The organism is Haloferax massiliensis (assembly GCF_001368915.1).
Lineage (GTDB): Archaea > Halobacteriota > Halobacteria > Halobacteriales > Haloferacaceae > Haloferax > Haloferax massiliensis.
This window is the reverse complement of record NZ_CSTE01000004.1, coordinates 130,213-152,565: the sequence shown is the minus strand read 5'-3', so window position 1 is coordinate 152,565 and position 22,353 is coordinate 130,213. Positions and strand designations below refer to the sequence as shown.

The 22,353-nt window shown below is 60.0% G+C and carries 15 protein-coding genes and 4 pseudogenes; 8 read left to right on the top strand and 11 right to left on the bottom strand.

Going from position 1 to position 22,353, the window contains the following annotated elements; all coding sequences use genetic code 11:
* Positions 1–140: 140 nt before the first annotated feature.
* Entirely contained in the window at positions 141–1,022 is an 882-nt protein-coding gene (locus BN996_RS15935) for a GAF domain-containing protein (RefSeq protein WP_042665293.1), read from the top strand.
* Positions 1,023–1,275: 253 nt separating this feature from the next.
* Positions 1,276–2,040, top strand: a complete 765-nt coding sequence (locus BN996_RS15930; RefSeq protein ID WP_089780694.1) for an IclR family transcriptional regulator — start codon at positions 1,276–1,278, stop codon at positions 2,038–2,040.
* An 85-nt stretch (positions 2,041–2,125) separates the two neighbouring features.
* Here BN996_RS15930 and aceB read toward each other — a convergent pair whose 3' ends face one another.
* The 6 genes from aceB to BN996_RS19835 form a co-directional block, all read right to left on the bottom strand.
* Positions 2,126–3,436, bottom strand: a complete 1,311-nt coding sequence (gene aceB, locus BN996_RS15925; protein WP_089780692.1) for a malate synthase AceB — start codon at positions 3,434–3,436, stop codon at positions 2,126–2,128.
* Between the two features lie 465 nt (positions 3,437–3,901).
* A complete protein-coding gene (locus BN996_RS15920) occupies positions 3,902–8,656 on the bottom strand; it encodes a glycoside hydrolase family 2 TIM barrel-domain containing protein (RefSeq protein ID WP_209446896.1) in 4,755 nt (1,584 codons plus the stop codon).
* 938 nt (positions 8,657–9,594) lie between these two features.
* Entirely contained in the window at positions 9,595–9,753 is a 159-nt protein-coding gene (locus BN996_RS20235) for a DUF7970 domain-containing protein (RefSeq protein WP_167344154.1), read from the bottom strand.
* On the bottom strand, positions 9,726–10,136 hold the full coding sequence (locus BN996_RS15915) for a DUF7970 domain-containing protein (RefSeq protein WP_089780689.1): 411 nt from the start codon (positions 10,134–10,136) through the stop codon (positions 9,726–9,728). Before BN996_RS15915 ends, BN996_RS20235 begins: the two co-directional genes overlap by 28 nt.
* Positions 10,133–11,008: a ParA family protein gene (locus BN996_RS15910; RefSeq protein WP_089780688.1), complete on the bottom strand. Its 876-nt coding sequence runs from the start codon at positions 11,006–11,008 to the stop codon at positions 10,133–10,135. The genes BN996_RS15915 and BN996_RS15910 overlap by 4 nt, the downstream gene beginning before the upstream one ends.
* Positions 11,009–11,091: 83 nt before the next feature.
* A complete protein-coding gene (locus BN996_RS19835) occupies positions 11,092–11,193 on the bottom strand; it encodes a ParA family protein (protein WP_226908775.1) in 102 nt (33 codons plus the stop codon).
* A gap of 342 nt (positions 11,194–11,535) precedes the next feature.
* On the opposite strand from BN996_RS19835, the pseudogene BN996_RS20935 reads away from it, so the two are divergent.
* The 3 genes and pseudogenes from BN996_RS20935 to BN996_RS20855 all read left to right on the top strand — a co-directional run.
* Positions 11,536–11,687, top strand: a pseudogene (locus tag BN996_RS20935) (DUF7837 family putative zinc-binding protein).
* A 196-nt stretch (positions 11,688–11,883) separates the two neighbouring features.
* A complete protein-coding gene (locus BN996_RS15905) occupies positions 11,884–12,924 on the top strand; it encodes an NAD(P)-dependent alcohol dehydrogenase (RefSeq protein WP_042665289.1) in 1,041 nt (346 codons plus the stop codon).
* Positions 12,925–13,009: 85 nt separating this feature from the next.
* Positions 13,010–13,229: pseudogene (locus BN996_RS20855) on the top strand (hypothetical protein); the annotation flags it as partial.
* A 103-nt stretch (positions 13,230–13,332) separates the two neighbouring features.
* On the opposite strand, the gene BN996_RS15895 reads toward BN996_RS20855, so the two are convergent.
* Positions 13,333–14,691, bottom strand: a complete 1,359-nt coding sequence (locus BN996_RS15895) for a restriction endonuclease (protein WP_089780686.1) — start codon at positions 14,689–14,691, stop codon at positions 13,333–13,335.
* Between the two features lie 215 nt (positions 14,692–14,906).
* Here BN996_RS15895 and BN996_RS15890 point away from each other — a divergent pair, with 215 nt between their 5' ends.
* Together BN996_RS15890 and BN996_RS20850 are read left to right on the top strand one after the other, a co-directional pair.
* A complete protein-coding gene (locus tag BN996_RS15890; RefSeq protein WP_187367385.1) occupies positions 14,907–15,338 on the top strand; it encodes a nucleotidyltransferase family protein in 432 nt (143 codons plus the stop codon).
* A gap of 260 nt (positions 15,339–15,598) precedes the next feature.
* A complete protein-coding gene (locus tag BN996_RS20850) occupies positions 15,599–15,757 on the top strand; it encodes a HepT-like ribonuclease domain-containing protein (protein ID WP_345784709.1) in 159 nt (52 codons plus the stop codon).
* Between the two features lie 291 nt (positions 15,758–16,048).
* Here the strand turns inward: BN996_RS20850 and BN996_RS15880 are convergent.
* The 4 genes and pseudogenes from BN996_RS15880 to BN996_RS15865 all read right to left on the bottom strand — a co-directional run.
* Positions 16,049–16,381, bottom strand: a pseudogene (locus BN996_RS15880) (IS5/IS1182 family transposase); the annotation flags it as partial.
* 695 nt (positions 16,382–17,076) lie between these two features.
* A pseudogene (locus BN996_RS20845) lies at positions 17,077–17,461 on the bottom strand (enolase C-terminal domain-like protein); the annotation flags it as partial.
* A 77-nt stretch (positions 17,462–17,538) separates the two neighbouring features.
* The gene (locus BN996_RS15870; protein ID WP_042663141.1) at positions 17,539–18,603 is read right to left on the bottom strand and encodes a TrmB family transcriptional regulator; all 1,065 of its coding nucleotides are present in this window, start codon (positions 18,601–18,603) and stop codon (positions 17,539–17,541) included.
* 108 nt (positions 18,604–18,711) lie between these two features.
* Positions 18,712–20,721: a DUF7997 domain-containing protein gene (locus BN996_RS15865; RefSeq protein WP_193310969.1), complete on the bottom strand. Its 2,010-nt coding sequence runs from the start codon at positions 20,719–20,721 to the stop codon at positions 18,712–18,714.
* A gap of 97 nt (positions 20,722–20,818) precedes the next feature.
* Here BN996_RS15865 and BN996_RS15860 point away from each other — a divergent pair, with 97 nt between their 5' ends.
* A complete protein-coding gene (locus BN996_RS15860; protein WP_139043136.1) occupies positions 20,819–22,309 on the top strand; it encodes an extracellular solute-binding protein in 1,491 nt (496 codons plus the stop codon).
* Positions 22,310–22,353: the final 44 nt, after the last annotated feature.

The window sequence follows — 22,353 nt, the reverse complement described above, 5'->3', positions numbered from 1 at the left end:
CGCACGGATTAAATCCTCTGGTGTTGCGACGCGTTCTCGTCCCCCGAACCGCCCGCGACGGCCGAGGTGGGGATTTATATTCACGTCCTTGGTACGTAACCACATTCATGGTCAGGTCACCGAACTGGAACCAAACTGACGTGGCACGCGCTGTCCCGGCAGCGTCCGAAACGGAGGTCGACCAACTGCTCGCCAGCCTCCAGCGACTGACCGGCATCGGCGTGTGGTCGTACGACGTGTCGAGCGACGAACTGTGGTGGAGCGACGAGGCAAAGCGGATACACGGGTTCGACGCGTCGGCGACGCCGACCGTCTCGGACGTCGTCGACCAGTACGCCGAGGCCGACCGCGACGGCGTGATGGGCCGCCTCGCCGACGCTATCGAACACGGCGAGTCCTTCTCTATCGACGTGCAGTACGCGAGCGAGCGAACGACCGAGCGGTCGATACGGCTGGCGTGCGAACCGCTGGTCGAAGACGGTCGGACGGTCACCCTCCACGGCGTCGTACAGGACGTGACCGACACGAAGCGACAGGAACAGCGCATCGAGATTCTCCGGCGGACGAGTCAGGAGCTACGGAACGCGAGTTCGAAGGCGGAGGTCGCGGAGATTCTGGCCGACGCGGCGAAGAACGTCCTCGGTCTCGTCAACACGACCGTCCGCTTGGTCGACGAGAACCGGAGCATGCTCCAGACTATCGAGGCGACCGAAGAGTGTCTGGAACGCGCCGGCGACCGCCCGAACTACTCGGTCAGCGAGGACACGCCGGCCGCGCGGACGTACCGGACGGGCGAACCGGTCATCCACGCGAACCACGAGCACACCGAAGACGACCACAGTCGGGGCTCGCTCCGGTCGGGGCTGTACGTCCCCATCGGGAGCCACGGGGTGCTCAGCGCCGGCGACGTGGTCGTCAACGCGTTCGAGGAACACGACCTCGAAGCCGCGAGCCTCCTCGGACAACTCGGAGCGGAGGCCATCACGCGCATCGGTTGGGTGAAACGGTCGCGGGCGATTTGACGCGCGAACGAACAGTCGCGACGGGACACCGAACGCGCTCGCATCGTTGAAACGCGACGACGGAGACGCGCCTCGATTCACTCACGCCCGGACTGGCCGCCTGAAACTTCTCGGCGTCCGCGTTCGTCGCGGTGCTGCGTTTGTTCCCGAAGAAATCGTGGAGAAACATGCCCGAATTAGTGGGGCTTGCTGGCCAGTTCAGTTGATTTACATTATGGCAACAGTTATCAACCATCATGATAATAGTCGATGTATGATCGAGAACGTGACCGGGCGACGGCTCAAGACGACCCAGGCCTCGTTGGAGATTCTCAGCCTCATTCTCGAACACGACGGTCTCACGCTCGCCGAGCTGGACTCCATGGTCGACAGTTCGAAGAGTTCTATCTGCAGCCACCTCAACACGCTCTTGGAGAGTCGGTATCTGGTCAAACGCGACGGCGTCTACCACGTCAGCTTCCGGGTGGCGTTGTTGGGCGAGCGTGCGAGACACCGGTACCCGAGCGACGAGGTCGTCGAACGCGTCGTCGACGAACTGGCCCGCGCGACCGGTCAAGAGGCGAACTTCACCGTCTTCGAACACGGCCGGCTGCTCATGTGCTACGGCTCGTCGACCGACGAGGGGCGGGACGCGAACGGCATCCGCTACCGGTCGGAGTATCACCTGCACAACACGGCCGCGGGGAAGGCCATCCTCGCGGAACTGGACCGCGACGAGGTCGAGTCGATTATCGACTACTGGGGGCTGCCGAGGGAGTCCGAGGGGACGATTACGAACTCCGACCAACTGTTCGACGCGCTGGACGAAATCGCCACCCAAAAGTACGCCGTCGTCGACGAGGAGTTCGCGCCGAACCTCATCGCCATCGGCGCGCCGGTCCACGACGGCGACGGGCGCATCGTCGGCGGACTCAGCGTCGGCGGGCCGAAGTATCAGGTTGACATGACGCGGCTCGAACGCGAGTTCGCCGACGAACTGCTGAGCGCGGTCGAGTCGTTAGAAGCGGAGCTCTCGTAGGCGGACACCCCCGTTTCGGGGACGTCGGACGCCAAAAGGACAGACGCGGGTTGGTTGTGCGTGTCTGGCTGACCGGCTGGCTGCGTTAGTCGTCTGTCCCGACTGCCATCGCGCGCTCGACGATGTCCGCGCCGTACATCTCTTCGAGCGCGTCGTGCTGGTCCGGACGGTGCTCGTACACGTCTTGGAACAGGGCGACCGGCGTCATCGCGGCCTGATACGTCGCCTCGTCCCACATGCGGTCCTTAGCGATGTCGACCTCAACGTCATCGATGACCAGCGTCGTCGCTTGTGTCATCGCAATCGCGCCCTTGCCGGCCTCCTTGGCCGCCTCGAACTCCTCCATGGAGTCGACGATGTCGTCCATGCTCGGGACGTAGGTGGTCAGGTCGAGGAGTTCCTCGTGGAGTTCCTCGCCGTCGCACTCCAGTTCCTCGCCGTCGACGCGGAGCACGTAGCTGTCGTCGCCGACCTGTTCGAGCGAGAGTTCGTCGCCGTCGTACACCTGACGGCCGTCCTCGTCGTCGAGTTCGATTTCGTCGTCGTCGAGTTCGAGGAGCCAACTGCCGGTCTTCGGCGGCAGGGGTGCCTCGTTGGCGGTGACGACCTGTCCGGGCGTGAGCGCCCAGATACCCGTCATCCCCATGGCGCGGTTCTCGACCATGCGCTCGCGGTAGCCCTCCACGTCGCGGATGTCGTCGTAGGGGCCGTCGACGGCGATGCAGTCGGCGGCGCTCGCGCCGCGAGAGGTGTTGTGCCGGAGTTCGGCCCACGCCGGAAGCTCGCCGGTCGGCGTCATGGCGCGCATGTCCTTCGTGTAGTCGACCTGCCCGTCGACGAGGAGGAACAGTCGTTCGAGGTTGTTGGACGGCTTGCCCTTCTCCGCGCGGAGGTCGCTCATCGCGAGTTCGGCCTCCCCGCTCTCGATGATGACCGACATCGACAGGCTTCCCTCGTCGAGGCCGTGTTCGTTCTCGATGATGGTGAGGAACTCGTCGGCTTTCTTCCAGTCGTCGAGGTCGCCGACCTCGGGGATGACGAAGCCGTCGATGTGTTCGACCGCCCCGTTCTCGGGGTCGGTGATTTCGAGCATCTGCTTGAAGCCCTCGTACCGGGTCGTGGGGTCGTCGCGGTGCCACACGACGCGGGGGTGAATCTCGCCGGGGAACTCCGCGCCGTGCTCGGAGACGACCTCGACGAGGTTCTGGACGCCCTCGTCGCGCATCGACGGTGCCGTGGCGTCTTCGTTGTCCGGAATCCACGTGTCGGGGGCCTGCATCCCCCGCAGTTGTGCCGCGCTCTGCAACATCTTCGCCGAGTTCTCGCCGCCGACCGCGGTCGGCGAGGTGAAGAACGTGCGTACGAACTCTCGCTCGTAGTTTCTGTCGCTACTCATGTCGACAGTCGAAACGTCTCTTGCGAAACATATTAAACATTTAGACTCGCCCAATCGGAACTCCCGATTCGACGCCCCGGCGGGGAACGGGCTTCCGCGACTCGTCCGACGACGCACCCGACAGGCGGCCCGTCGTTCGCGCTCCACATCAGACAATCATCATCTTACATTATGTAAATGGCTACAATGCTATGTGTTCACATTATACAGATATAGGGTGTTAACCCCGGTTTGATTACAGACATAGCTCTGTAAACCCGTCTTCGACACTGTCGTGAGAGCGACCGGCGTTCGGATTATGTAAATGGTTCTCGGCCCCTCGACGTTTGTTTGGGGCTCTCGGAACCCCGGACGTTCGCACGACAGTACCCGTTGTCAGACAGGGACGGATTCGGCAGGACAAACTGCGAAAGAAGGTTCAACGGGGCCTCGCAGATGAAAAAATTCGAGACGTCGGTTCGGGGGCTACTCCTGCGGGTCGGGGAGCCGTCGGTTCGCCAGCGCCATCGGATCGTCGTCGTCGGAATCGAACGGCCGAAGGACGACGCTGAACGCGGTGGACTCGACCGGGACCTGATACCGGTCGAGCGGCTCGGTCGGCGTTCCGCCGAGGCCGGTCACGCGGTGGTCGAGGTTGAACCCGACGGACCCGCGGTCCTCCAGTTCGTACTGGTGTTCGGCCGCCGCGAGATTCGCCCACTGTTCGAGGCTGACGTTGGCGTTCCCCTCGCCGAACGTTCCGAGGAGCGACACCTCACCGTCCGAGAGCGTCGCCCACCGCGTCTGTGCCTTGTTCCCGTTGTCGGTCGGGGGGAGATACGGGACGTACTGTTCGTCCACGGTTCCCTCGTAGCGGCCGATTGGAACACCCCACTTGCGGTCGGGATAGGTCTCCAGTTCGCCGCGTCCGTACCACTCGAAGTCGTCGAATCGCTCGGGGAGTTCGAGTTGGACGCCGGCTTTCGGAAGCCAGCCGTCTACCGTCTCGCGAAGCCCCTCGTTGGGACGGGCCTCGACATCGAGAGCTACGTCGCCGCTTCCGTAGATGCGGTAGCGGTAGCTGGTGGCGAAGCCCGGGCCGTTCGCATCCCCGACACTGTTGAACTCGTCGAGCGGCAACCACGCCACAGCGCCGTCGAGCGGTGTGTCCGCGGCGAGCGAACCGAGTTCGTCCTCGGCGAGCGCGCGGTCGTAGATTCGCACCTCGTCCAGCGCGGTACCGTCGGCGACGCTCGACCCGACCTGCGTCGGCGCGTCGACGTGCTGAAGCGTCCCCTCGTAGGACCCGGTTCCGAGTCGCTCCCCGTCGACGAACAGCGTCATCTCGCTGCCGTCCCAGACGCCCGCAACGTGGTGCCAGCCACCCGCCCAGTCGTCCGGCACCGGCCCGTCGGCGACGTGCCAGCCGTCGGCGTTGAACACGAACTCCAGATACCCGTCACGACCGCTCTCGCGGCGCTTGAGGAGATACTGCCGTCCGCCCTTCGAGACGTAGACCTGCGCCGCGCCACCCTCCTGCGGCTCGCCGGGGCGGACCCAGAACTCGATTGTGAGTCCCGCGTCGGTGACGTCGAGGCTCTCGGACCGCCCCAGCGAGAGCGAGCCGTCGTCGGTGAACTCGACGGCTTGCCCGGAGGCACCGGTGACGATTCCGGCCTCCCCCGTGAGTACGCCGTCGTTGTCGTGTTCGGAGCGGTCCGGGGTCGCCAGCCGACGCGCCGGCTCAGCGCCTTCGGCGAAGCCCTCGACTGCGACCTCGACGAGCGACTCGTCGCGGCGCTCGACGCCGACCGACTCGACGGAGTGCGTCAGTTCGTCGAGCCCCGCCTCGTACCACGAGAGCGCGGGGGCGCTCCCCCACTGTTGAATCTCGTTCATGACCGGGGCGCGCCACGAATTGAACAGCGGGCCGCGTTCGAGTAGGTCGGTTCCCTCGTACGCCATCGACGACAGCGTCCCCGCGTCGTCAGCAACGACGTACTCGAAGCCGTCACCGGAGACGGTGATATCGCCGCCTTCGTCGACCGAGAGCGGCCCCATCGAATCGAGTGACGCGGTCTCCGGTTCGGGCGCGTCGACGGGAACCGCTAACTGCTCGAACGCGATTTCGTGGCCGGCATCGGCGTACGTGGTGCTTTCCGCCAGCGTGAACCGCACCGTCAGTCGGTACTCGACGCCGGCCCCGGGATTGGACGGCGCTTCGACGGGAAGGCTGACGCGGCGGGTCTCTCCCGGGCTGATGTCGACACCGAAGTCACCGGAGCGGAGCGGTTCGCCGTCGGCGGTCAGTTCCCACCGCCCCTCGACGCCGTCGAGCGACGTGAAGTTGTACCGGTTCGAGATGTACACCTCTCCCGCCGCGACGTCGGCGTCGGCGACACCGACCGGCTGGTGGCAGTGTTTGAGTTGCCACAGCTCGGGCTGTGGGTCTCTGTCGGACCAGACCAATCCGTTGAGACAGAACGCCCCGTCGGGACCGTCGCTGTGGTAGAACTGGAACGCCTCGCCGTCCGCCGCGGTGTCGTTCAGGTCCTGGTTGACCCAGTCCCAGATGAACCCGCCGACGAGACTCTTGTCTCGCAGCAGGTCGGCGAAATCGTACGCGACGGTTGCGCCGTCCCTCAGTTCGCCATCGGCATCGCTCGTCTCGTCGGAGTTCACAGCGCGGTCGTAGATGCCGAGGCCGTCGACCGCGAGGGCGGCCTCGCCGCCGATTCGAATCGGCTCCTCCCCGGCGCGAAGGCCCGAGACGGTGTGACTCGACTCGCCCGCGAGCGCGCCGTCGACGTAGATTTCGAGCTCGGTGGAATCGGCGACGCCGACGACGGTCGTCCAGCCGTCGAGACCACTGTCGGGGACCGGAGCTGAGACCGTGCTCTCACCGCCTCCGACCGAGAACTGGATTTCGCCGTCCGAAACCGCCAGCGCGTACCTGCCGTCGTCGACGACGATGGGAACGTCGGCGTCCATTGCGGTCCCCTCGTCGACGGAAATCGTCGCGCCGACCGTGAACTCGCCGCCGTGTTCGAGTTCGGCGTCGCGTCGAATCTCGATCGCGTCGCCCGCGCCGAGTTCGATGGCTCCGTCGGTGTTGCCTCCCGGTGCGGCGTCCGGTCCGGGGACGACAGCCGGCGAACCGACGAGCACGCCGGGGTTCTCGGACCCCGTCCGGTCAGTCGCCTCCCGGACGGGCGGCTTTATGTACTCGTTCCACATCTCGTGTACGAGCCCCAGACTGTTGCCCATCGCGTGGTTGTACTCGCCCATCACTACGGGGCGGAGCCCGTCGCCGATGTACGACCCGTCACCGACCGACAGCAAGGTACCGATATCGGCGTACCGAGGCCCGAGCATGTCGCTGTACTCGACGTTCCAGCCGCCGCCGTTCGGCTGGTGATAGAGGATGCGGTCAGGGGCTACCCCCTCTACGTCCCCGTCGAACGACTCGACGGTCTCGACGCCGCTGACATCGGCGGTATCCTCGGGGATGAACTCGTCAGAGTCGGCCGCGAGCGACGCCATCTCGATGTGCTCGGCACCGGTCCCCGCCTCGTTGCCGGTCGACCAACTGAAGACCGAGGCGTGGTTGCGGTCTCGAAGCACCATTCGGCGGAACTGCGCGACCGCCTGGTCGTGGTAGACTTCGGTGTTGGCGAGCAGTCCCTGCCACCAGTGGGACTCGACGCAGACTTCGTCCTGCAGGTAGAGGCCGTACTCGTCCGCGAGTCGGTACAACGACGGGTCGTTCGGGTAGTGGGACGTCCGGACCGCGTTGATGTTGAACTGCCGCATCGTCTCGATGTCCTCCCGAACGCGCTCGATCGGGACCGTTCGCCCGAAGTCCGGGTCGGTCTCGTGGCGGTTCACGCCCTGAATATCGACCGACTCACCGTTGACCAGAACCTCGGCACCGTGTCGTCCGCGGGTCGTCTCGTAGGTCCGGAAACCGACCTTCTCCAGCATCGCCTCCGTTGGCGTGCCGCCCGCGGGTACGAGTTCCAACACGAGCTGGTAGAGGTTCGGCTGTTCGGCCGACCACTTCGCGGGGTTCGGTACGTCGGCATCGAGCGAGACCACCGCACCGTTTTCGTCCACGGTCGCGGTCGACGAGAGAGTCGTGACCTTACGCCCGCGGGGCGGCCGGCCGCCGGGACCCGCGTCGTCCGGCGGGCCGCGGCTCCGGGATGCCTCGTTCCCCTTTTCCTTCCCGCCGTTTCCGCCTGCCGCGTTCGCACCTTTTCCGCGCGGTGGTCCGCGGCCCGGTTTCGTGCGGGCGGTCTCGTAGAGGTGCGCGCGAACCACGTACTCCCCGGCCGGAGCATCGCCGTAGTTCGCTATCTCGGCGTCGATACGAAGTTCGCCGTCCTCGTAGTCGTCGTCGAGGTCGGTGCGCGCGTAGAAGTCCCTGAGGTGTACCGCCGGCGTCGCGAACAAGTAGACGCTCCGGAAGATGCCGGCGTACCGGAACATGTCGATGGTCTCCAGCGCCTCGCTGTCGGACCAGTGGTACACCTGAACCGTGACCTGGTGGTCTCCTCCGGCCTCGACGTGGTCGCTGACGTCGAACTCGGCGGGCGTCATCGACCCCGTCCGGAAGCCGACGTACTCGCCGTCGACCCACACGAAGAAGGCCTGCTTGACGCCTTCGAAGTGGAGGAACGTCTCACGCCCGTCCCACGTTTCTGGAACTGCGAACGACCGCCGGTACGTGCCGACGGGGTTGAGGCCGTCGTCGTCGACGCCCGGAACGTCGACGGTCCCGTCCTCGTTTGGAACCAAATCGCCGTCCTGATTCGGTTCGTAGGCTTCCCACGTGATGGCGTTGTTCGCGTAAATCCGCTCGCCGTACCCCTGCGTCTGCCAGACACCGGGGACGTCTATCGAGCCCCACTCGTCGCTCGCAAGGCCGTCGTACGAGTCGGGAACGTCGGCAGGCTTCCCGTGAAACGCGAACTGCCACTCCCCGTTGAGTAGTTGGACGTACTCCGACTCCGCGAATCGCGATTCGATTTCCGTAAACGGCTCGTCCGCCGTCCGAGCAGCGCGCACGGACTCGTAGGGAACGGCGCTCGTGACGTGAGTCGGCTCGACGTTCTCCGCGACTTTCTCGGGGTCTTCGAGGTACGCCGCGAGGTTCGAGATTCGACCCGGGGCGCTTGGCGCATTCGTCGCTGCCGCGGCACCGGACTGTGAACTAACCCCCACGGCTACTGCAGCCATTCCGGTCGCCTGCAAGAACTGCCGTCGCGTCGGTGTGAGCCGACTATCGGGTGACTGTTCGGTCCGTGTCTTCCGCCGATTTGAGTGTGTCATAATGCTTCGATTGCGCGGTCGGAGGTCCAGAGCAGTCGTCCACCGCGTTCCTGACGCGCAGTTGAGAAACTACGGTCATCGATTTGTAATTATATACAATTTACTTAATCCTAATGGCCCTCCACATAGAGCTAATAGAACCGAACAAGACAGTGTCGGGTTGCGGACTTCTTAACCACTCAATCTTCGAGTCAACACGTTACATGTCTGGCAGAGAACCTCCCCCCGTGTATTGATGGGGTACGCCGGAAGCGACTCTTGAATCCTTTCGGGTAGTCGTCGCTCACTCTCGGCTTTCGCCAAGATTACAACCCGTTCACCACACGACGCTCTGCGAGCGTGAACACGGGATTCGTCTTCTGTGTCCCGCGTCCGCGCGTCGCCTGTCGACGCGAGCGAAGAGCCCCCGTGATCGCGGTTTTTCAGCCCTGAGCGATACACCATTAGTCGGTAGCCATCTGAGAAAGACTCTACTTCTAATGGTAGTCGTTGGGGTACGACTCGCCGTTCTGCGTGTCGCTGTTGCAACGACGCGGCGTTTCTCAGGTAGTCTACGATTTTAAATTCTGTATAGCGATATTAGATATATCCACTACCCACTGGTTTTCTCGCCCCGAGTGCTAAGTCTCGTTGTCTCACAGGGACAATGAGCCAATTAAAATTTGTATTTCGATGTTATATCTGTCCTAATTCCGAAACTCTTGGTCCTTAGAACGAGCCACTAACGAGCGACCCTTGTTGCTTAGTATCGAGAAATCATTCGACCGGTCAAGGATTCGAACTGTGACCAATCCCTGTAGGCTGTCGGTTTTTGCTATCTGACAGTCTGTGAGCGCCTTTTTCAGCTAGTCGAAGGTCATCCCGTAGCCCCACTCTTCGAGGCACTCTTCCGTTTCGTCGAGGTGTTGCAGTCCAACCTTCATGAGCGCTTCACGGAGGTCGGTGAGCGAGACGTTCTCTTCGAACCGGTCTTCAGCTAGTCGAAGGTCATCCCGTAGCCCCACTCTTCGAGGCACTCTTCCGTTTCGTCGAGGTGTTGCAGTCCAACCTTCATGAGCGCTTCACGGAGGTCGGTGAGCGAGACGTTCTCTTCGAACCGGTCTTCGAACTCTCGGAGGGCGTCTCGCTCCGCGACTTTCGTCTCCTTCTGCAAGAACAGCGGAACCCGGTCACGGCCGTCTTGGACGCCGTCGCGGCGGAATTTGTATGGAATCTGGATCTGTTGGCGAGACTGTTTTTCGTCTTCGTCCTCGGCTTGGTTCGAACCACCCTCATCGTCCTGCTCAGGTGCTGGTTCCTCAGCCTCGGGCGCTGTATCGGTCTTCGATTCGGTCGACGAATCGTCCGCGAACGGGTTTTCACCAGCTCCTTTCTTCATCCCAGTCATACCGTCATCACCTCGTGGTCGACGTCACCGGGTTCCGGTGGGTTCGGCGCTTCGATGCCGACCTGTTGTTCGAGATGTCTCGCGATGCGGTCGAACTGCGCGAGCGTCTCGATTTCGTAGTCGCGGCGGCGGTCGCGATGTTCGCGAACGTACTTGAACGCCGAACACTGTTCCATCCAACAGCCTTCCATGAGGGAGGCACGCTCGCTGATGATTTCCGGAATCGGATAGTCGATTTCAGTCAGCACCTGCCGTTGGTCACGCGTGTTTTTGAATCCGGTCGGCACGGCGGCGAGCACACCGACGTCGATTTCGAGTTGGTCTTCGAAGCCCGCGACGAGGGCTTCGAGCCCTTCGACTGCCGCCCGGCCTTTGGCGCTCGGCTCGACGGGGATGACAAGCGACCGCGTCGCGTGAATCGCGTTGTAGAGGTGTGGCCCTTCAGTCGCTGGCGGGTCACAGATCAAGACATCGTACTCCTCCGGGACGCCGGCCTCGCGAAGCACGCGAAGTAGCTGTGCGTGCATCCCGAACGCTTCGCCCATGGCCTCTGCCTGGTCTTTCTCTCGCTGGAGAAAGTCGGCTAAATCTGAGAGCATATTGTGTTCGGGAACGATATCGACACCCTCGACGGTTCGAATGAGGTCGTCGAAGTCGCCGTTGGGGCGTCGAATCATATGCCGGACGATGTTATCGACTGAATCCGTCCGCTGGTCGTCAACGCCGAAGAGACGCGAGAGGTCGCCGTCCTGCGGGTCGAGCGGAACGACGAGCGGTTTCAGCCCCGCCCGAGCGTGCGCGACCGCCAGATTCGCTGCGGTGGTCGTCTTCCCAACCCCGCCCGCCTCGCTGTAGGTCGAGTACGTGAGCATACTGTCTCATCAAGAACGTCCACCTTGAATCTTCTGTACATACCACCATTGTGTTCACTACGTGGGTTCATTCGTTGTATTCACTAATGAACATTCCCCGCCCGAGCGTGCGCGACCGCCAGATTCGCTGCGGTGGTCGTCTTCCCAACCCCGCCCGCCTCGCTGTAGGTCGAGTACGTGAGCATACTGTCTCATCAAGAACGTCCACCTTGAATCTTCTGTACATACCACCATTGTGTTCACTACGTGGGTTCATTCGTTGTATTCACTAATGAACATTCCCAATGAACGAACAGAATGAATATTTGTGATGAGCACACTCAATGGACAGTGTGGTGTGAAGGGACTACAGTCATCCATGGCCTCGGAGGTCGCGACGGGCAACTCCGATAAACTAATGAACAAAGTTAATGAACACAATCCATGAACGACGTCACTGAATAATACTCTGGCCAAACATCTTTGCTGTGGCATTGTGTGAGAACTACTGGAGACAGATTGTGTCACATGCGTCTCTCTAATCCCGTGTGACGAGTGATCCGACGATGCTTGGCCGATGCCCTGACTGTGGCGAAGAGATAGAGTCTCACCAGTTGCTTATCGAGTTTGAGGAGGTCGATGGGACGACTGGCGTGTTTGCAGAGTGCTATTCATGGATGATGTTGTCCGCCCAGAGTGACCCCTAGTTAGCTTTTGTATGACCGTGTGGAGAGCCCACACATAGCCAGCAGGAACGTTCATGTGGTATGTAGCACGTCGTTGAGCCACGCCCCGACTCTGTCATCCCGCACCATGCGCTCCTGTGTGGCCTGTAGCGGCGGCCAAGGCAATCTATAACGAATATTTATGCCGATAGATGCGAGAGAATGTGTCGCATGCAAGCCGCGAGACTACACGAGTACACCGACGACATGAGCGAAGGACTGTCGATCGACGAGGTCGACCGCCCGGCGGCGACGGGCGCGAGCGACGTGATAGTCGAGGTAGAGGGTGCCGGCTGGTGCCAGACTGACAACCACATCATCGAGGGGATGTGGGCAGAGTACGTCCCGCAGGAGCTCCCGTTGACGCTGGGTCACGAGAACGCGGGGACGGTAGTCGAGACGGGTGAGAACGTCGACATCGTCTCACCCGGTGACCCGGTGATTTGTCACCCGGTCCAGACCTGCGGCACGTGTCGTCCCTGTCGGCTCGGCGAGACGATGTACTGTGAGAACGACAAGTTCAATGGTCTCACGACGGACGGCGGCTTCGCTGAGTATCTCCACACGAGCGAGCGCTCCGTGATTCCCCTACCAGAGGGGGTCGAGCCGATCGACATCGCCCCCCACGCCGACGCCGGGATCACCGCCTACCACGCCGCGAAGAAGGCGGTCACGGAACTGAACCCCGGCGATCACGTGGTCGTCATCGGCGTCGGGGGACTCGGTCACATCGGCCTGCAGTGTCTCGAGGCGATGAGCGCGGCGAAGATCACCGCGGTCGATCTGAAGGAGTCGGCGCTGAACCTGGCGGGTGGCTACGGTGCCGACTACCTCGTGAATCCCTCCGAGGACGACGTGCCCACCGAGATCGAGGCGATCACGGACGGCAACGGTGCGGCGCAGGTCCTCGACTTCGTCGGTGAGGACGTGACGACGGCGTACGCACCCGACATCACCGCGGCCGGTGGCGACCACCACATCATCGGCTACGGCGGCCACATCCACGAACCGGCACAGGCGCTAGTCAACGGAGAGTTCTCCTTCGTCGGCAACATCGTCGGTCGGTACGCCGAGTTGCAAGAGCTGGTCGCGCTCGTCGAGCAGGGGGACGTCGACCTCCACACGAGTCGGTACAACCTCGATCAGGTCAATGAGGTCGCCGAAAAACTCGAGCACCGCGAGATCGACGGGCGTGCCGTGATCACGCCGTAGGCGAACTCTCTCGCCTGTTCAGTGTGGACGAGGATCGAACAGAACTAATCGACTCTTTCTCCGGCAGATGATCTGACAGCCGAGAGGCGGCTTCTCGCTCCATCACCACGAGGATGACGTTAAGGGAACGTTCGATCATCGATGGGACCGCCATCCATTGGACCACAATGCTCGTGACCACACTCATCCCGGCCCAGATGCACCGACTCCGTGATGATTCATCATATCCGAGTGATTGGCGTGATGTCCCCTCGATGGCTCTTGGCGAGATTGAAGCCAGGCAGCGTGCATTCTGGGAAGGCTGACCACCTGCTATGGTGTCAATTCACTGCCTGTCGTACGCTTCATCGAGATCATCGTGCTGTTAAACGACAATCGCTTTCGTCGGGTGACGTTCCCCCCAAAGTGCTAGACAACTCCTGACGTAAGAATGAACCCAAGTAAGAGTACGACGCTGACGAGAAGACCACCAACGAGTGGTGTATTCTCCATTGCTTTCTCGTGGAGGGCCATCTGTTCGTATTCTGAACGAAATTCTTCGAGATTCTCCTCGTCGTAGAAGTACTTCGTTTTCAGCACAAATCTCTCGGTGACTGCACAGCCCGTACAGACTGGGGTGCCTTCGAGACGTTCCGTTTTGATGTGCGAGCCACAGTTGATGCTCCCACAATTTGCGCAGTAAGTGTACGATTTCGCGTTTTCTTTCTCACAGTGGACGCAGCGATGAATTCCGTCTTCAATGGCTACTCGGGAGGGTCCTGCAGCGTAGTACGAGTACGGATAGGTGTACTGCTGGAGTTGCAGTGTCTGTCGAACCCGTGGGACGTAGAGCGGTGAGATGGCTTGAACAGAGATATCCGATTGCTTCGGCTCACACTTCTTCTCGTAGGTGACATTGTTGCCTCCTGTGTAGGTGACAGTCGTCGTGTGATGTCGCTGGAGACGAGAGACTGCCCACTCTTTGTAGTCGGTTTCTGTCTGCCCGTAGCGAGTGACGTCGACGTCGTCGAACATCGTGCTGAAGCGGTCGGAATCGAGTTCGACTGCTTGCTGGCCGTTGTTCGCGATGAGGTCTGCGAGACGGCTGTCTGCGATGCTGGGTTCTCCTCGTGTTGCATGGATGACGAAGCGGTTTGATTCGTTGATGCGGTGGATGACACCGACTGAGGTTTCGAAGACAGCGTCTGTTCGTGCACTAATCGTGAGATAGGGCTGGAAGTCAACGAGCTTGTGTGGTTCCGGGAGTGTGTCTGCGTCGAGATTTTGGATGTCACGGGCTGCTTCACGTACTGGTGCATCAACGCCGCTTGCTGGATCGAACGGTCGGAGTGTTTCGTTACAGAGAATCTCGATGCGGCCGTTATAGAGGTCCAAGCCGACTTCGTCGGCGATGTCTCTCAGGTCGGTACCGTCGATGAGCTCAATTGGATATGGATCGCCGTTCTGTCTAAGGCGAGTCGCGTACTCCTCGGCGGGTGCAGAAAATTGTCCTGTCGTGACGACGATACCACGCTTTGGGCCATCGTAGTCGTACGTCGCGATGGCTGAGTGGAGCTTCTGGACGACAGGTCGTCCGACAGAGCCTGTGTGTTTGCACTCGACGACAACTCCACGGCGTGTCCCGTCGACGACTTCCTCCATGAGGATATCTCGTCCTTCGTCGGCGGTTTTGCGTGCCTGATGGACGTTTTCATACCCGAGATTCCGAAAAACGTCCTCCATCAGGTCTTCAAATTCGAATCCGGAGAAATCGTCTAAGAGTGGCATGACAATTTTACTTGACAACCAGACGTACTGTAGCTATTAATGAGTTGTCTCTTTGTCACCGGATGCTGTAACGCCCGTCAATGTGAAAGCGGTGAGCCGTCTACTCCCCCCTCGACAGAGTTCAAGCCGACTCCCCCGTGGCTTTCTGAGACACACTCCATAACTTGTCTCAGTCCGTCGGAATTCTTCTTCGACGATACACCATGGATTTAGACATGGAACCGAGTGATGGACGTTCAGAGGTGTTTTCTGCCCTCAAAGAGGCAGTCTGTTCTGACTCGGATATCGAATTCGTGGTCGCATTCGGCTCACAGATTACGGGTGAGGCGACGGCGACGTCTGATCTCGACATCGCAGTCAAGTTTGCGGACAGCCTTTCCGGCCGCGACCGATTTGAGAAGCAGTGTTTCCTGTCGGGTGATCTTCAGTGGGAGGATGCGCCATTCGTTGATGTCTCGGATATTGAGACGCTTTCGCTAGATGTTGCACACGACGCAGTCAGCGGTTCGTTCGTCTGCGGTGATGAGCAGGCATTCGAACAGTTCAAGACTGAGATTGAAGCACAGTTCGCCGAACAGCGCGACGACCTTCGCCGTCAGCAACGTGCGGTAATTGACCGCATTGCGGAGGAGGGACTGCGTGGCTGACGAGCGAGCTGTCTCAATCAAGCTTGAACAAATCGAACAGTATTATGGCGAACTGAAAGACGAACAGGAGACGCTGTCTCGTCAAGAGTTCTTGCAAAGTACGACGGAGCAGCGTGCTGTTGAGCGAATGTTCGAAAACGCGTTCAAGCATGCTCTGACCTTGCTCAGCATGTTGCCACACGCGATTTCGGACATACTGGTAGTTCTTCTAAGGGGCAGTTCGTGTCTTGTGTCGAGAAGGCATCATCGACGATAAGACAATGGCCACCCTGGTCGCTGCGATTGGGTTTAGAAATGTCCTCGCACACGAATATGGGCATGTTGATGCGGGAGAAGTCTACGAGTCGCTTCAAACAGGACTCGGTGTGTACGCGACGTATAGTCAGCAGATTGCTCAGTGGGTCCAAAGCCATTCGTGAGATGAGGAATTACTTATCCGGATAACCTCGCTTAGGTGGAAAAGTGAGGGTGTGGTTTTTCATGATCAGTCCGAAGCTAGTCTATGTTCTGATGTACTATCTTGTAGGTCGGTGTTCTCGTCGACCTTTGACTCACAGCAACACTGTGTACCTGAAAATTCAGATGTCAATATTCTGTTTCAACCCTCATAGGGCTGAACTTCTTCCAGTACAGACAATTGCATACTTCCCAAGTAGAATAATGACTACTAAATCCTTATTTCAATAACTTATTCATCTACCGAAATTCGACATCCCGTTAGTCGGTAGAAGCGTAACTGAGAGATTAAGAAGAACACGCCACACAGCCATGTCGAGTCGATTGAACGCTTTACACAACGTTGAGGGAGAGGGAAGTTCCGTCAGGTCGATGGCACTCCGAACCCGGGGCATCTCGATGAGTTCGTCGAGAAGCGTTCGGTACGTCGTATTCTTCCGCACCTTGAGGCATAGCAGGACAATGTGTTGGTGTAGTGTGTACCGGCGTTTCGAGAACTTCGAGGAGTAGCGAGCGACAGCTCGACGAGCTAAGTGAAATGCCTGCTCAACGAACTGGAGTAACCGAGATCTTGGGAGGGCTTGCATCCGGTCAGACTACCGGACGAACCTGTAACTTACTGAGGATTTCAACAGAGCCGGATCGTTCATTTTTACCTTGCGGGCGTGAACATCACCTTTTGAGATGATTTCACCCGACGGAGTCAAGACTTAATCCTAACCGAGAGATTACAGTCTGATACTCTAGCTGTCACTGAGAAACATGACCTCTGAGAAGACCTATTTTCTCGAAGGACAAAGGAAAATACAGTTACTAGATTTTTCCAAACAATTTGAATCACAGATATACTTTCCCAGAGTGTTGTATTGTAGGATCAATTTTGTACATCATCGATCTTTGACAGCAGCTCGTTGACCGCCTACTTCGGCGTGTCCTCACATGGGTTGCAACCAATGTCATATTTTATCTATTTGTCACTAACAATCTAATGAGATCGTTCAGCACAGAACCGGATAGCGAACGCACTAATGAGTATCTTCATAATGATTCGAGATCTAATAGTTTCGTCCGAGTAGAGCTCACGTAAACCGTACCATGCACTCACACTCCCAAATTTCTAAACCCCTTGCAACGCACTCACTGTGAGGGCTGTGATCGTCACGACCAATTCCCTCAACGACCTACCCTTCCGGAAATAGCGTAGACAGTACTCAGCATAGAGATCCAATAAAAAACACGTGTGAGGCTTGAGATAGTCGAAACGAGTGACGCACCGCCCGAACTACTGAAGTGCGGCTTGCTGGTCCTGAGTTACGATCCGATTGAGTGTCCGGGTCATTTCGTTCTGCACGATCATGTACGCTTCGTCGACACCCATCCCGGCCTAGCGAGCAGTTGAATCGGCTGAGTGGCGAGGGCGGCGTGCGTGCAGACGCGTGCAGAGACATCGGTTTCCGCACAACTACCCCCAAGATATGCATCCGTCCCCGTCCCCTCGCAGTATTGGACCGCAGCAATACTCTCTGTGAGTTCACCGAGATCAGGCGTCTTGATCTGCACAACATCCACTGCGCCAGCGTCAACGAACGCGGTGATATCGTCATAGTGTTACACCACTCGTCCGCGACGATCGAAACTGGAACCGCCGCGTCGGCGAGTCCATCTCTTCAGTTCGAACTCGCTTAGTGTGCAGCCCGAGTGTCTCTTGAGACGGCGACTAGTCGGTGAGAACGTACAGGAAACGCTATTCCTGTTCTGTATCACTGACCGAGCGGAAAATGACGCGTCGGGCCTCGAAATCCTCCAAGAACGCCTTCGAGCCGCCGACGGTAAACGTGTCGTCAGACGTCTCAACGACGAACGACTCCTGGGTCGGAAAGTCGTTCGAGAAGGGCCGGACGAGGCTCTGTTTCACCGCCACGATCGTCCCAGTAGTCGTCTCGAACGCCGCGTTACTCTGGGTGGGACGAATGTCCATCTCGGCCGTGACGACAGCACCGTCCATCAGATGTAACGTCGCGTCGAACACCGCATGGCGGAAGCTCGTGAACGTCGCCGGCAGTTGGCTTTTCGACCCAACGTGTACCTGCTCACCCATCGGCCAGTAGTTGGCGATAAATGAGTCAAACAACGAGGAGACGATATGCTCCTCGGCGTGATAGATGGCGTACTCATCCGAGTTCGAGTTCAGTATCGCATCTGCCGAGGCAATGATACCGTCACCCCGGTCAACGGTCAGCGTCACTGGCGCCGGGGCGCTCCACGTCTGGATGATACTCGCAGTCGCACCGTCGATCGAACTCGTGCCGTCGTATTCCGTGACGAGAAGCATACAAAAGACTCCCCGGCTCTGGGCCTCTCTGAGCGAGTCTTCGACCCGATGAAGAACCGATGCGGGAAGTGCGAGAACGAGTTCGGATTCAGCGGTGTCGATCAGCTTGTTGAGCTGAGCGAGTATCGTCCGTCGAGATTTGATGATACTGAACTTCTGCTGTTCGTAGCTCTCGGAGTCAAACAGATCCTCTAACTGGGATTCGACGGTCTGTAGTTGAGAAACGAGATTATCGATGCCCTCTGCGGGCGGAATCGCTCGTAACTGCGTCGGTTGGACGTGGTCGTCGATTTCGATGAGGTCGCGCTCCTCGAGTTTCCCGACGATATCGTACGCGTAACTCTTAGAGATGTCAGCCTCTTCGGAGACGACCCGGATTGTCGTAGCCCCGTTACGGAGTATCGTCACGTATGCTCGCGACTCCTTGTCCGAGAGCCCGATCCGCATGAGGCTGTCCACCACCTCGTCTTCCACCATACCCAAGTGTTCGGCCAAGGCGGGGGATAAATCTTAGTATGGGAGTACAGACAGGGAGCTGTCCGGCGGGTAACCGCCTCGAACCCCGTTGTTCGAATGTAACACTCCCTACTCGGTGCGGGCACCTCGGGTGACACGGGATGCGTGCGTGGCTAGTCGAATGGCGTGGGACCAACCCAACGGCGTCGCGCTGTCCGGCGCCCCAGTGTCGAAGAACTGCTCTGGGAGGTACCCCGATGGAAGGCACAGACTGCCGTCGAGATCAATTTGGTCGAACAACTGGTCGGCCCACTTCTCGGAATCGTACTCGTCGGTCGACGAGAAGAGTCGAATCGACTTCTCGGCCGCGTACGCGCCCCAGCCAGTCGAGACGGTCCAAACCTTCTCGCTTCCCTGCCCTCGCTGCCGCCACGTATCGCCCTCGAATCGCGTGAGTCCGGAGATGTCGTCGGTCTCTTTCCAGAGCCTGGAGAACGCGGTGTGGAGATGGCGCTCAAGCCGCCGCAGTCGTGTTTCGCCGATGTCCTCGATGGCCCGGTAGGCGAGGTAGGCGTCGACGAGCGAGAAAGTCGTGCTGTCGACTCGGTCGTCCAAGTTACCGTCACCGTCGTCTAATCGAAGCGCGTAGATTCCCTCGTCGGCGGCCCACGCCATATCGAGCGCGTCGAAGACCTGCGTTGCCCGCGTAGCTGCGCGCTCTCTGGTGGCTGCATCGCACGTGATGGCCGCAATCGTACTGTAGGCCTGAACGAACTTCGCGGCAGTGTGCGTGAAACGACCATTCGTATTCTCCCACGCGTTTTCGCACACCGTCGGAAAGCCATCGTCTTCCAGCGAACTGTCGAGCCCGTCGACTCCCGACTGTAACGCGTTCTCGATGGCCTCGACGGTGACGTTTCGGAGCGACTGTCGATATGCCGAGAGATACTCGGCGAGGAAAACGAGGACGCTCGCAGTCTGGTCGGCTTGGTACTGCGTTTCCGTGCCCTCGATGTGGCCGTTCGCCCATCCCGGCGCAAGCCGGCCGTTCATCGGCCACACCCGGTGAGGCCACCGGCCGTCAGGTAACTGTGTCCGCAAGTAGAACTCGGCGCTCTGTCGGTGTATCTCGGCTGCATCGAACCCGAGCGACTCGTCGGCTTCCAAGAGAAACGTCGAAACTTCTCCGTCGTCTCGGAACCACGTGTAGCCGTAGCCGCCGGAGTACTGGTAGTATGGGTCGAAATCCGGTCCCGCAATTCGGGCCCCAGTCGGTGCGGAGAGTAACTCAAGGACCGAAAGGTCAGTCGCGACAAGTCGGTCCGTGACCGTGGGGTACTGTCCGGCCTGCCGTGCCGTCGCGAGGAGCGCGGCTGAATCGCTGTTAGTTCGTCGCGTTCGGGTCGCGACCGCAGAGAGCGCATCCGAGCGCGACTGCGTTTCGATGTCCGACAGCAGGGTGACGAGACTGGTCTCACCGTCCTCGAAAGCGACGCGGACTCCAACACCGCCGGTGAGGCGGCTCTCCTCGTACTCTTCGGACGCGCCGAACTCCGGAAACGACCGCGATTCCGCGGCGAGTATCTCGTCGAACCGTTCGAGTACTTGGGGCGTACACTCCACGAACTCGGTCGAGGTGCCGAGATAGTCGTGTTCGCGGTTGTGATACACCTCGACGGCCTCGTCGTGGATTAGCTGCCCGACGCGCCCGTCTCGCCCCTCCGGGCTGATCTCGACGAACCCGGCCAGTTCGGCATCTTCCGGCGCACCGTCGCCAAGCTCAAACGTCGTCGTGTGGGCGAGTCCATCGGTAACGTCGCGTTGTATCACGTCGAATCCATCGAGACGGTGCGTCGTCTCGACGAGCGACCGGCCCGCTCGGTACGTCTGGCTCCCCGTGTCGAGCGCATCGAACCACTCGACTGCGTCACCGACACGGACGCCGAAGCGTGAGGACACGATGCCGCTGAATCCCGAAAGTGGGTACGAGTAGTCTCGGAGCGACCCGGCTGGTGAAACGTGAACGAGGCGTTGGTCCGACCCGCTGAATCTGCCTTGCTGCGTACGCCGTTCGCCCGGAAATACGTCGGTTGCGTCTTCGTTCTGCTTGTAATCGTCGAGTGACCGTCGGAGTCCCATACACCTACTGGCCACAGAGTTCAGATAAAGTTCTTGTGATATCTCAAAGCTAATCCCTAAAGTATAAGTGGCCCTATTTTGATGAACAATTCGGACGATGACAGCGAACCCAGAGACGAGCAAGACGACGAAGAAGAGCGTCTCACGACGGCGGTTTATCGCCGCTGCAGGTGTGACGGGGGCCACAGCGGGCCTCTCCGGCTGTGCGAGTATGTTCGGCAACGGCTCCGACACCGGTGCACAGGTCGGTGAGTCTGAAAGCGGCGGAACGACCGTCGTCTGGGGCTTTGACGCGACTGTCGCACAGGACCACGCGGACCAGCTCCGCACTGCGCTACACGAGAAAGGAGGGCTCTCGGACGACATCCGCGTCGAGTTCCAGCCGGGCCAGCCGGACAGCGGGAAGCGTCGCTCGACGTACAACCGGCTCTTGAGCTCTCAGGAGACGACGCCGGATATGTTCATGATGGACAACGGCTGGGTGAACATCTTCATCCAGCGGGGACAGCTCGCTAACCTCTCTGAGGTTCTCCCCGAAAGTGCGCTTTCGACCATCGAAAACGAGTACTTCGGCGGGTTCACCGAGACGGCCATCGACCCCGCAAGCGGGGATCTGTTCGGTGTTCCGCTGTACCCCGACTACCCGACGATGTTGTACCGGAAAGACCTCGTCGAAGAGGCCGGCTACAATCCGACCGAGGAGAACTGGGCCACCGAGCCGATGACGTGGAAGCGGTGGTCGAACATCGCTGCTGAGGCGCAAGAGGTCTCGGGCGTCGATTACGGCTTTACCACCCAGTGGGATATCTACGTCGGAACCGCCTGTTGTACCTTCAACGAGGTCCTGTCTTCGTGGGGCGGCGCCTACTTCGGTGGTCGCGAGAACCTCTTCGGTCCCGTCGGCGAACGACCCGTCACCGTCGATTCGGACCCGGTCGTTAACTCGTTGAATATGATGCGAAAGTTCGTCCACGACGAGAGCTTCGACGGGCAGTTCAGCGACTACGGCGGTGGCTTCACACCGACGAACATCCTCGGGTGGATCGAAGACAGTTCGCTCGCGCCGTTCGTCGACGGGAACGCCGTGTTCCACCGCAACTGGCCGTACGCGATTAACCAAGCAGCGTCGGAGTTCGGCGACGACCTCGGGACGATGCCGCTTCCCTACGGCGTCCCCGAAAGCGAGGCGCAGTTCCCCGGAACCGGTGGGTCCACCTCCGCACTCGGTGGCTGGCACATTACTGTCAACCCGAACAGCCAGAAGCTCGACGCTGTCACGCAGGTCATCCAAGCGTCGATGCGCGAGGAGTTCCAGCTGTTCCTCCTGGAGGTCGAGGGATGGCTACCGCCGCGGGCGAGCCTGTTCAACTCCGAGACGGCTTCGGAGCTCGAACCGACCGGCGACTACATGGACACGCTCCGCGTCGCCGGTGAGAACACGATGGCTCGACCGGTTACGTCCGTCTGGAACAACCAATCGAGCAAAATCGCAGAACAAGCGAACCGTGCGGTCGGACAAGAGGTGTCGTCGGCCGAGGCGATGGCGACGCTCCAATCCAGCCTCGAAGAGACTGAGAGAAGCAACTGACGAGCTGAGAGCTCCACACTCAACAGATCAAACCATGAGTCCCA

What these genes read in the sequence shown, in the direction of transcription:
- BN996_RS15890 (WP_187367385.1), top strand. Translation starts at nt 14,907, where the DNA reads ATGGAACCGAGTGATGGACGTTCAGAGGTGTTTTCTGCCCTCAAAGAG.
- BN996_RS15915 (WP_089780689.1), bottom strand. Translation starts at nt 10,136, where the DNA reads ATGACTGGGATGAAGAAAGGAGCTGGTGAAAACCCGTTCGCGGACGAT.
- BN996_RS15860 (WP_139043136.1), top strand. Translation starts at nt 20,819, where the DNA reads ATGACAGCGAACCCAGAGACGAGCAAGACGACGAAGAAGAGCGTCTCA.
- BN996_RS19835 (WP_226908775.1), bottom strand. Translation starts at nt 11,193, where the DNA reads ATGCTCACGTACTCGACCTACAGCGAGGCGGGCGGGGTTGGGAAGACG.
- BN996_RS15920 (WP_209446896.1), bottom strand. Translation starts at nt 8,656, where the DNA reads ATGGCTGCAGTAGCCGTGGGGGTTAGTTCACAGTCCGGTGCCGCGGCA.
- aceB (WP_089780692.1), bottom strand. Translation starts at nt 3,436, where the DNA reads ATGAGTAGCGACAGAAACTACGAGCGAGAGTTCGTACGCACGTTCTTC.
- BN996_RS15910 (WP_089780688.1), bottom strand. Translation starts at nt 11,008, where the DNA reads ATGCTCACGTACTCGACCTACAGCGAGGCGGGCGGGGTTGGGAAGACG.
- BN996_RS15930 (WP_089780694.1), top strand. Translation starts at nt 1,276, where the DNA reads ATGATCGAGAACGTGACCGGGCGACGGCTCAAGACGACCCAGGCCTCG.
- BN996_RS15865 (WP_193310969.1), bottom strand. Translation starts at nt 20,721, where the DNA reads ATGGGACTCCGACGGTCACTCGACGATTACAAGCAGAACGAAGACGCA.
- BN996_RS15870 (WP_042663141.1), bottom strand. Translation starts at nt 18,603, where the DNA reads ATGGTGGAAGACGAGGTGGTGGACAGCCTCATGCGGATCGGGCTCTCG.
- BN996_RS15895 (WP_089780686.1), bottom strand. Translation starts at nt 14,691, where the DNA reads ATGCCACTCTTAGACGATTTCTCCGGATTCGAATTTGAAGACCTGATG.
- BN996_RS20850 (WP_345784709.1), top strand. Translation starts at nt 15,599, where the DNA reads ATGGCCACCCTGGTCGCTGCGATTGGGTTTAGAAATGTCCTCGCACAC.
- BN996_RS15905 (WP_042665289.1), top strand. Translation starts at nt 11,884, where the DNA reads ATGCAAGCCGCGAGACTACACGAGTACACCGACGACATGAGCGAAGGA.